Genomic DNA, 9,985 nt, shown 5'->3' with positions numbered 1-9,985 from the left:
GGGCGCCCCCCCCCGGGGCGGGGGTGTGGGGGGGGGGGGGGGCCCGCCGGCCGCCGCCCGGGCCCGCCCCCCCGACAGCGGAACAGCTGTCGTCGGACCACAGGGCGCCGACGACATGTCGATGACCCGCGAGTTGGAACGCGGCAGTGATGCGGAGCGCTTCGTCAGCCAGTCAGGCGGCGCCACCACCTCCCGAAGGCCGACGGGTCCGAGGCCGGGCCCGATTCCGGCAACGCCCGCCAGGCCCAAGCGCCCCCGCAGGCCCCCGGACCAGCAGGCTGCGTGACTGCTTCGCCCAGTGGGCTGAAGCTGTCACGCAACAGCCGGGACGGAGAGCGCACTGCAGCCGATGCCCCGTGGGCGCTGGAATGGCGCCCGCAACGGGGCGGGCCGAGGGCCGGGGGACGGCCGCGTCATACGGTCTGGAGCACTTCGCAGGCACAGTGCCGGAATTCCAGGCCGAGTTCGTGGTCCACGGCCGCGCTCGAACGAGTGGCCGCTTCGGTGACCTTCTCCCACGAGCCGTACTTGAGGTACAGCTGATCCGCCGTCGGGCCGAGCGGATTGCCGTACTTCTTCCAGTTGCGTGCCTCCAGTTCCGCCACCTGCTCCGGGGTCATGCCGGCGCGGACGACGTCCTTGGCATCGTTGCGCATCTGAACCAGCGTTCGGGCGATGTCCTCCTCCGAGCGCTGTTCGGCGCGCATGGTGCACTCTCTGCGCTCCATGTCCTCAAGGAGATGGTGGTAGCTCATCCGCTGATCACGGGCGGTCTCGCGCTCCCGCGGAGTCTCGGCCCGGATCAGGCACACCACCGGCTCCGGACTGGTGCAGGGGCCGTGGTCCGGAGCCGCCTGAGAGACAGGGGCAACGATGACCGAACCGCAGACAGCCGACGACCGGCAAGGTAGCGCCGCATGCTCGGCAGCAGAGGCGGACTGAAGCGGAAGAACAGCGAACTGGGCAACCAGCAGCGCGGGAACCACGCGCCCGGCCAGCCGGCACAGACTGGAAAGAGACATACGCCCATCGTTGGGGCACGCCACAGCCGGAACGGAACACGGCACGGCCGGGCTACCCCTTACGCGGGACCAACACCACCCCACAGAGTGAAACCGGACCGACACCCCGACCCGACCTGTTTGTCAGCGGTGGCAACGAGCCCTCAGCCCGGCCTGCGGGACGACCAGGCTCCGGCCCGGCTGTGCACGGTTCTCCGGCGGCCGATGTGCCTCGGTGCTCTCGGTCAACGGCAACCGGACGTGGACCGCCGCGCTCAGCCGGCCCTCGGGCGCGCACGCGGTGAGTTCGGCCGAGTCCTTAATGGCGCGTCCGGGCACTCTTTCAGCCACCCCGCACATTCTCCCCGCCGGGAACCTCGTCGGCGTTACGTGAGCGGCTACTGATCGCCGCGCAGGTACCGAGTAATCATGGCCACCAGTTCGTCCTCAAAAGCTTCGACGGGAATGGTCTGCGGATCGGCCATGATCTTGTGCGTGTTCATCTCCACTGTGGTCACGATCAGTTCGGCCGCGGTGCTGAGGTCGCGCACGCGGACATCCGGGTGCCGGGCGAGGAGATCTCGCACCTGGCCGACGCGATTGCGCCCGTGCCGGTCGATCGCGTCGAGCAGTTCCCTTGAGAGCGACGCCTCCTCCATCATGATCCGCAGCAGCTGCGGATCATCACGATGGTTGTCGATCGCATCCCGGACCAGCGCCCGCACTGTCACTTCGAGGCTTCCCGGGGTCAGCTCGAGCTGGTCGGCCTGTTCCCACGTGCCACGGTCGATGTGCCGCACCAGCAGCTCGGCCAGGATGGCGTCCTTGTTCGGGAAGTACTGGTAGAGCGAGCCGATGGAGATGCGGGCGCGTTCGGCGATTCGGTTGGTCGTGCCTGCGGCGTAGCCGTACTCGGCGAAAACATGAGCAGCGGCCGCGAGAATGCGCTCGCGGGTGAGCTCGGCCCGCACCTGGCGAGGCTTGCGACGTGGCTGAACGCGGCGATCGGCCGACGGCATCCGGAGGTCCTCCTCGAACGGTGAAAAGCGAGTAGCCAAAGACCTGAGCTATTGCTCACAATAGTGCCATGAACTGCGAAAACAAGGCCACACCCACGGTGGGCGGCAGCCCATGATGCCCAAGGTGCAACTACCCGGATCCCGAACGATGATCACGCTGGAGGTGCGCCGTCGTGAGTTCGTCACCCCGGGCTTCGCGAGCGTCACCCTCGGCGGCCCGGCCCTGCGGGACTTCACCGCCGTCGGCAACGACCAAGCGGTTCGCCTCTTCATCCCGCGCGAGGGACAGGGCGCGTTGCGGATGCCGACCGTCTCCAACGAAGCATGGATCGCCCAGCTGATGCTGGTGCCCAAGTCGGCCCGCCCCTGGGTCCGCAACCTGACGATCCGACGCGCGCGGCCCGTCGACGACGAGATCGACATCGAGTTCGCTCTGCACGCCGGCGCACCCATGTCGGACTGGGTGCACCGGACCGAGGTTGGTGACCCGGCCGGGATCTTCGACATCGGCACCACGTACCGGCTACCGGAGCACGCTCAGGAGCAGTTGCTGGTCGGCGACGAGTCCGCGCTGCCCGCCATCCTGTCGATCCTCGACACGACGCCGCCCACGCTGGCCACACACGTCTATGTGGAGGTCGCATCCGCGGCCGACATCCGGCCCGTCGAGACGCTCGCCGGTAGCCGCATCCACTGGTTGAGCCGCGACGGCCAGGACCTGAGGCCCGGCGCCATGGCGCTGGACGCCGTGCGCCGCGCACCGCTGCCGCCCGGCCGCTTCTACACGTGGGTCGCCGGCGAGTCCCGACTGGCCACGGCAGTGAGGCGGCATCTGGTCAACGACCGCGAGGTACCCAAGCGGGACATCTCGTTCGCCGGCTACTGGCGTCTGGGCCGTTCATCACCCGGCTGAAAGGAACTCTTGTGCGCCAGGCAAACCAATGGAGCACCGCTCACAGGCTGACGACGGCGGACGAGGTCGAGACGGTCGTCGGCCGGCCGATACCCATGATCATGCTCAAGACGGTCAACGCCCTCGACGAGGGCTGCCGGACCATCCTTGCCCAGTGCCCGATCGCGGCCTTCGGTTACCGGGACGCATACGGCACCAGCAGGACGACCTTCATCGGCGGCACACCGGGCTTCGCACGCGTGCACTCACCCACCAGGATCTCGTTCCCTCTGCCCGGCCCCGGCAAGCCTCACGGGCCGGTGTCGCTCTTCTTCCTCCTGCCGGGTGTCGGGGAAATCCTTCGGGTCAACGGTTCGGTGGCCGCACAGAGCCGCGCCGGAACCGCCATCGACGTCGAGGAGGCGTACGTGCACTGCGCCCAGGCCGTCCTCCGCTCCCTCCTGTGGCAGCCGCCCACTCCGCCCGGACCTTCAGCCGACTTCCCGGGCGACGGGCCGCTGTCCGGGCCCGGCATCGCCCAGTTCCTGGACGCGGCACGATTCCTCGCACTGTCCACGAGGGACACCTGCGGCGGGAGCGACACGAGCCCGCGAGGAGACCGGCAGGCGGTGGCCCGAATCCTGGACAGCCGCACACTCGTCATCCCGGACCGGAAAGGCAACAAACGCGCCGACACGCTCCACAACCTGCTGCAGGACGACGCGCTCTCCATCGCCGCCCTGGCCCCCGGGTGCAGCGGTGTGCTGCACGTCCGTGGCCGCGGAGCGATCACCGACGATCCCGCGTTGCTGGAGACCATGGCGCTACGCGGAAGGCCACCGCACCTGGCGCTGCTCATCGACGTCGAACACGCCGAGGTGACCGGCAACGACGCTGTGGAACACTCACGGCTGTGGACCGCCGCCGCGCACCTCGACCGCAGCACCACGCCGGACCTCATGGCCATCGCGGGAGAACACCTCGCCTCCACACCCTCCGGCACCGCAGGTACCCCACCTGCTCTCCTGCTGAAGGCCGTTGGGGCGATCCCGGGGATGAACCGGCTGCTGCGGCTGGTCATGAACAGTGCCTACCGCTCCGGGCTGCGGAAGGAGGGCTACGAGGACACCGAGCCCGATGCGAGCAGCTGACGTCGGGCCCTTCACTGCTGTCCCCCGCCGTGTCCGTGTATTCAACCAAGAGGGAGAACCGTATGGAGCCGGCAGAACTCCGCCGGGCAGTTGAGGCAGGCCGGGAGACCGTTTCGGAGCTGAGCCTTCGGGTCGACGATGTGATCGTCATTCACAACTCGGACCGCGTCGCGCTGCGCCTGGTCCCCTGCGACGTTCTGGCTCGGGTCGCACCCTCGGGGCATCGGGCTGAATCCGAGTTCGAGGTAGAGGTTGCCCGGTGTCTCGCCGAAGTCGGCGCTCCGGTGGCAGAGCTCGAGCCCCGAGTCGAGCCCCGAGTCCACGTGCGTGATGCCTTCGCCATCTCGCTGTGGACCTACTACGAACCCGTGGGACCGGAGATCGCGCCGGCCGACTACGCAGATGTGTTCCTGCGGCACCATGCCGCCCTGCGCCAGATCGATCTGGATGCACCGCATTTCACGGATCGAGTCGCCTCGGCCCTGAGAGAGGTGAACGACCGGGAGCACTCCCCCGAGCTGCCCGACTCCGACCGGGGACTGCTCAGCGACACACTCAGTGGACTGAGCGCCGCGGTCAGCCTCGAGAGGGCCGGCGACCAGCTGTTGCACGGCGAGCCGCATCCGGGCAACCTCCTGAACACGTGGCGAGGGCCGCTCTTCGTGGACCTCGCCACGTGCTGCCGTGGACCGGTCGAATTCGACCTCGCCCATGCGCCCGAAGAAGTGGCAAAGCACTATCCGGGGGCTGACCACGACCTGATTCACCGGTGCCGCGCCCTGAACTGGGCGATGTTCTCGGCCTGGCGCTGGCGCCGAGACGACCAGATGCCTGACCGGGGCCACTGGAGAGTGGAGGGGCTCAACCGGGTGCGTGCTGCACTCGATCGCATCGGACCTGGCTGAATTCGGAGCCCTTCGTCATCGGGGGCGTGTCCACCCGGCCCCGCCCCACCGTCCGCAGCGACCGCAGCGACCTCTTGATGATCAATTCCAGGGGATGTCTGCGGAGGGTGCGGGGTGGGCGGCGGCCGAAGCCACCGCGAGACGGTCAGGCGGCGGGGCTGCCGGCCCTGGTCGTCGGGGCGGCAGCGGGCGGTCAGGCGTCGGGGTCGACTTCGGGGTGCGTGAACCGCACGGGCCTGCCCAGCGACCGGGCGTAGGCGATTTCGGCTCGGGTGCTGTCGCCGATGTAGTCGCCGACTACGAGCACCTCATCAGCGAGCCGGATCTTCGCCCGGTGCAGATCGTCGAGTCGAACCTTCAGCGCCTCGGCCGCGACAGGATCGGACCAGAGTTCGTGCGGCGACTTCATGTCACAGCCCGGTTTGACGACAATCCTTCCGGCTTCGGTCTCCCGCAGATCGGCCTCGTTCATCTCGGTCATGAAGCGGGTGGAGCCGCAGATCACGACGATACGTGGGAGGCTCAACAGCTTCTTCGCGTCGGCGAGCCTCTCCTCGGGGGTGAGTCGTCGCGGGTATGACACCGGTTCCTCCTGATGGTGTGGCCCAAGGGGTGTCTGCGGAGACGAGAACAAGGGTGCCCAAGATCGTTTTGTGACGAACGGCGTGGCCACCCTCGCGACAACACTCTGTGCGACGACCGACGACATGCTGAAGGAGTCTCCCGAGCCGGCGCCGTGGCACCCGCCGGCGACATTTCGCGGCTCGCCTGTTCGCGTGCAGGGAGAATCTCCGTTACTGGGCTCTTTCCGCAACGACGACGTAAAGCGTGACTGTGGCGAGGAACGGCCCACTGGCCAGGTGTTGCAGCCACTCCTGCGCCGCCTGGGCAGGCAGGTAGCCGGCGGCCACGGCACGCTCGGTATTGCGCTGGAGTCCGAGAACCTGGTCGGCGGCCCGTACATCGCGGAAGACCGATGTCATCGGGGTGATCGTCGGCACTTCGAATCCCGCCTCCTGTGCGAGCCGGGGCAGTTGTCGTCCGATGACTCCGTTGCGGACGACCCTGTCCGTGATGTGCCGGGTGTAGCCGCGTGAAACTTCCAGGTCGCGGTGGTCGATGGCCAGTGAGTCCCAGTCGGGTTCGGCCATGACGAGCCTTCCCCCTGGACGCAGCACACGTCGGCACTCCGCCAGCGCGCCCGCGGGATCAGCGACGTGCTGGAGGACGCGGTCCCCCCACGCACGGTCGACGCTGTCGTCCTCCAGGGGAAGCGCGTGGACATCGCCGAGCCGTACATCGACCGCCGGGCGCTCCGCCGTGCGGCGGCGAGCCTGATCGACCATGTCCTGGCTGATATCGACGCCGATCACCGACCCGGTCCGTGTGACGGCGTCCGCCAGGGGGTCGAAGTCCGTGCCGGGCCCGCAGCCGAGGTCGAGCACCGTCTCGCCGGGACGGGCATCGAGTGCGTCGAGCATGACGCGCTTGGCGGTTCGGGCCACCTCGGTCATGGAGAGGCGGTCCAGGTAGACGATCTTGTCGGGGACCGCCGCTTCGAAGAGGTGGTCGGTCACCCGGACCATCGACTGCGCTTCCCGTTCGAGGGCCGTGCGCCCTTCGGCCGTGAGGCGCACCGGCTGCCGGCGCCCTGTCCCTTCGACGGCCTCCACGAGGCGCTTCGCCTTGAGGCGCGCCACCGCGCCGTAGAGGCTGCCGGGTCCGAGGCGTTGACCTGTCAGCTTCTCGATGGCCGTGTTGATCGCATATCCGTGCAGTGGTCCTTCGGCCAACGCGCACAGAACAAGGGTCTGGGCGTCGTTGGTGCCCGTGGTCATCTGCCGCTCCTCCTGTGGTCCTCACGCAATAATACGCGTTGCGTAGTACACGGCGCGTACCATGACCCTTCTTTCCGTCCACCGCCCCTGGAAGGTCGCACGATGCGAGTCACCGATCCCCTCTACGGCTTGTACGTCCGCCGGTTGCGCCGGCACGTCGCGTCAGGGCCCTTGCCCGAGCACATCGGTCTGGTCATGGACGGCAATCGGCGCTGGGCCCGTCAGATGGGCATGTCCAACCCGAGCCTGGGGCACAGGTACGGGGCCGAGCACGTGGAAGATGTACTTGCCTGGTGCGAGGCACTCGCCATCGAGCACGCCACGGTGTTCGTCTGCTCGACAGAGAACCTGAAGCGCCGCGGAGACGCCGAAGTCGCCTTCCTCATGGACGTGATCGAGAAGGTGGTGGCCGTCCATCTCGCACGCCCCGACGGCCGGTGGCGAGTGCGCGTCGCGGGGACGCTCGACGCGCTGCCCGACCGTACGGCCCACGCGCTCAAGGAGGCTGTGGAGGCGACCGGTGACCGCACGGGGCCGTTGCTGACGTTGGCTGTCGGGTACGGCGGCAGGCAGGAAGTCGTCGATGCCGTGCGCGATTGGATTCATGAACAGGCGGCGGCCGGGGCCGGCATCGAGGAGCTCGCAGAGCGCCTCACGACGGACGGCCTCGCCGGGCACCTGTACACGGCGGGCCAGCCCGACCCGGACCTGGTCATCCGGACCAGCGGTGAGCAGCGTCTGTCGAACTTCCTTCTCTGGCAGAGTGCCTACTCGGAGTTGTACTTCTGCGAGGCGTACTGGCCGGCGTTCCGTGAGGTCGACTTCCTGCGCGCGCTGCGCAGCTACGCGGTGCGGCAACGTCGTTACGGAGCCTGACGGTGGAAACCACCACCACGGCCACGAGCAGCCGAGCGGACGGGCGGGCTACCGCCGAACCCCTCGGCCTCAGTGCATGTTGCCCTGACCGTCCTGGTGGCCGTCTTCGTGCCGGGCCGTCTTCGCATCCTGCCGAAGTGTGCGCCGGTACTGGCCGGGCGTCTGTCCGACCAGCGCGGTGAAGGCGTCGATGAAGGCACTCGGATTCGCCCATCCGCAGGCGGTCGCCGTGTTGATCACCGAGACCCCGCCTGCGAGCAGCAGTAGTGCGTGGTGAACGCGGAGCTGTGTGCGCCATTGCGGGAAGCTCATTCCGGTCTCCTGCCGGAAGAGCCTGCTGAGTGTGCGCTCGCTGGCGCCGACCTGATGCCCGAGCGCGCTGAGCGTGAGAGGACTTGCCATCCCCTCCTCCACCAGGGCGACAACGGCGCGGAGCCGGTCGTCGTGGGGTTCGGGCAGATGGAGGGGCTGTTCGGGCGCGGTGGTGATGTCGTCGATGATGACGCGGCGCAGCCGTGCGCGCACGCCTGCGGAACGGGACTCGGGGCCGGTCAAGGCCAAGGCGGCCTCGCGCGCGAGCGGCGTCATGACGAGTACCGCGGGATGCGTCGGCAGCAGTACGGCCTGGCTCGGCGCCATGAAGACGATGCGCATGTCCGTCTGGCCGTGGGCGCGGTGCTGATGCTCGAAGCCCGCGGGAATCCATACGACCCGATTCGACGGCGCGATCCATGACCCCACCGACGTCACGAGCGAGAGCACGCCGGTAGCCGGGTACACCAGATGTCCACGAGCGTGCTTGTGCTCGGGAGTGCGCTCGTCGTGTCCGAGCAGAAGGACGTGCTCGCGGAGCACGCTTTCCAGCTGCATCGTCGCGTGGCGGGTTTTGGGCATCTTTCGTCAGGTTATCAGTTGTCCGCCTCCGCTGCCCTCGGATGAACTGTGGTCGCAGCCGGCCGCCACTTGTCCGGCGACGGCTTCGCTCCATGCCAAGGACCGCCCCGGCCGATCGGGGATCGAAAGGACAGCCGACGTGACCCATCTCCTGCAAGAACCGACGCCGCGCACACGGCCCCGCAGAAGTGCCCGCGGAAGGCTCGGCATCACCGTGCTGGCGGTCGGCCTCCTCACGGCTGCGTTCAACCTGCGGATCGGGGTCGCGTCGGTCGGCCCCGTGCTCGCGGACATCCAGGCGGACCTCGGTCTCCCGGAAGTCGTCGTCAGCCTCCTCACCACCATTCCTGTCGTCGCATTCGGCACGTTCGCGTTCGTCACCCCAGCACTGAGCCGCCGCCTGGGCCTGCACCGGCTTCTCGGAGCGACGATGATCGCGCTCGCCGCCGGCATCGCCCTGCGTCTCCAGCCGAGCCTCGGCAGCCTCTTCATCGGCACTGTGATCATCGGTGCGTCGATCGCGGTTGCCAACGTCGTCATGCCGGCCGCGATCAAGCGGGACTTCTCCCACCGTGTCGGCCTGATGATGGGGCTGTACTCGACCGCGCTGTCGGCCGGCGCCGCCCTCGCCTCGGGCGCCACGATTCCGTTGCTCTCATTGACCGGTGGCGGCTGGCGACCCACTCTGGCGCTGTGGGCGATTCCCGCGCTCATCGCCTTCCTCGTGCTCGTCCCGCAGTTGCGGCGCGCCCCCGTCCGCGATCGTGGTGTCGCCGATGCCTCGTCCGGTACCGGCGAGCCCTCCGTCCGTGCTCTCACCCGCGATCCGGTCGCCATCGCCGTGACCGCGCTCATGGGTCTCCAGAGCATGAGCTACTACTCGACCCTGACCTGGGTCCCCACCCTGTTCCAGGACGCGGGTATGGACGCGCATTCGGCCGGCTGGATGCTGTCGTACTCGGCCTTTCCCGCCATCGCCGCCTCGCTCGTGGCGCCCACCATCGCCAAGCGGACGCGTCCCACGTGGCTTCCCGTCGCAGTCGCTGTCGTATTGACCGGCGCGGGCTTCGTCGGTCTGGCCGCGGCCCCCACGTCGGCGGCGTATGTGTGGATGACCATGCTCGGGCTCGGCCAAGGCGCTTCCCTCAGTCTGTCGCTCACCTACATCGTCCAGCGTTCGCCCGACGCCAGGCACACCGGCCATGTCTCCATGATGGCCCAAGGATTCGGCTACCTCCTGGCCGGTCTCGGCCCCATCGGTCTCGGCGCACTCCATACCGCAACGCAGAGCTGGAGCATCCCGCTGATGGCGCTCATCGGCCTGCTCGTCCTGCAGATGTGGGCCGGCGCGCTCGCGAGCCGTGAGCGCCATGTCCTTGATCGACACGGCTGAGTACGGCAGCCGGCTC

Annotated in this window: 10 protein-coding genes; 5 read left to right on the top strand and 5 right to left on the bottom strand. The window is 68.4% G+C overall.

Translation table 11 applies throughout. The features are described 5' to 3' along the window. Window positions 1–413 precede the first annotated feature (413 nt). Complete coding sequence (locus ACFVW8_RS05910; RefSeq protein ID WP_389686443.1) at window positions 414–1,022, bottom strand: hypothetical protein; 609 nt, start codon at window positions 1,020–1,022, stop codon at window positions 414–416. A 377-nt stretch (window positions 1,023–1,399) separates the two neighbouring features. Then, on the bottom strand, window positions 1,400–2,020 hold the full coding sequence (locus tag ACFVW8_RS05905; RefSeq protein WP_389686441.1) for a TetR/AcrR family transcriptional regulator: 621 nt from the start codon (window positions 2,018–2,020) through the stop codon (window positions 1,400–1,402). A gap of 112 nt (window positions 2,021–2,132) precedes the next feature. On the opposite strand from ACFVW8_RS05905, the gene ACFVW8_RS05900 reads away from it, so the two are divergent. From ACFVW8_RS05900 to ACFVW8_RS05890, 3 genes are all read left to right on the top strand, one after another. Continuing rightward, window positions 2,133–2,933 (top strand): siderophore-interacting protein, encoded by an 801-nt coding sequence (locus tag ACFVW8_RS05900; RefSeq protein WP_389686439.1) that lies wholly within the window; start codon window positions 2,133–2,135, stop codon window positions 2,931–2,933. 11 nt (window positions 2,934–2,944) lie between these two features. Next, window positions 2,945–4,063 carry a pyridoxamine 5'-phosphate oxidase family protein gene (locus tag ACFVW8_RS05895; protein ID WP_389686437.1) on the top strand — a complete coding sequence of 373 codons (1,119 nt, stop codon included), beginning with the start codon at window positions 2,945–2,947 and terminating at the stop codon, window positions 4,061–4,063. Window positions 4,064–4,125: 62 nt separating this feature from the next. Next, window positions 4,126–4,968, top strand: a complete 843-nt coding sequence (locus ACFVW8_RS05890; protein WP_389686435.1) for a phosphotransferase — start codon at window positions 4,126–4,128, stop codon at window positions 4,966–4,968. Window positions 4,969–5,161: 193 nt separating this feature from the next. Here ACFVW8_RS05890 and ACFVW8_RS05885 read toward each other — a convergent pair whose 3' ends face one another. Together ACFVW8_RS05885 and ACFVW8_RS05880 are read right to left on the bottom strand one after the other, a co-directional pair. Next, complete coding sequence (locus tag ACFVW8_RS05885; protein WP_389686434.1) at window positions 5,162–5,551, bottom strand: hypothetical protein; 390 nt, start codon at window positions 5,549–5,551, stop codon at window positions 5,162–5,164. 211 nt (window positions 5,552–5,762) lie between these two features. Beyond that, the gene (locus ACFVW8_RS05880; RefSeq protein WP_389686432.1) at window positions 5,763–6,806 is read right to left on the bottom strand and encodes a methyltransferase domain-containing protein; all 1,044 of its coding nucleotides are present in this window, start codon (window positions 6,804–6,806) and stop codon (window positions 5,763–5,765) included. A gap of 102 nt (window positions 6,807–6,908) precedes the next feature. Here ACFVW8_RS05880 and uppS point away from each other — a divergent pair, with 102 nt between their 5' ends. Continuing rightward, a complete protein-coding gene (gene uppS, locus ACFVW8_RS05875) occupies window positions 6,909–7,682 on the top strand; it encodes a polyprenyl diphosphate synthase (RefSeq protein ID WP_389686430.1) in 774 nt (257 codons plus the stop codon). Between the two features lie 69 nt (window positions 7,683–7,751). On the opposite strand, the gene ACFVW8_RS05870 is transcribed toward uppS, so the two are convergent. After that, complete coding sequence (locus tag ACFVW8_RS05870; protein ID WP_389686455.1) at window positions 7,752–8,552, bottom strand: AraC family transcriptional regulator; 801 nt, start codon at window positions 8,550–8,552, stop codon at window positions 7,752–7,754. Between the two features lie 163 nt (window positions 8,553–8,715). On the opposite strand from ACFVW8_RS05870, the gene ACFVW8_RS05865 reads away from it, so the two are divergent. Continuing rightward, on the top strand, window positions 8,716–9,969 hold the full coding sequence (locus tag ACFVW8_RS05865) for a CynX/NimT family MFS transporter (RefSeq protein WP_389686428.1): 1,254 nt from the start codon (window positions 8,716–8,718) through the stop codon (window positions 9,967–9,969). Window positions 9,970–9,985: the final 16 nt, after the last annotated feature.

Origin of the sequence: Streptomyces sp. NPDC058221, from assembly GCF_042882365.1 — a bacterium.
Taxonomy (GTDB): Bacteria; Actinomycetota; Actinomycetes; order Streptomycetales; family Streptomycetaceae; genus Streptomyces.
Note: the sequence above shows the minus strand (reverse complement) of the source record. Positions and strands in the feature narration are given on the sequence as shown.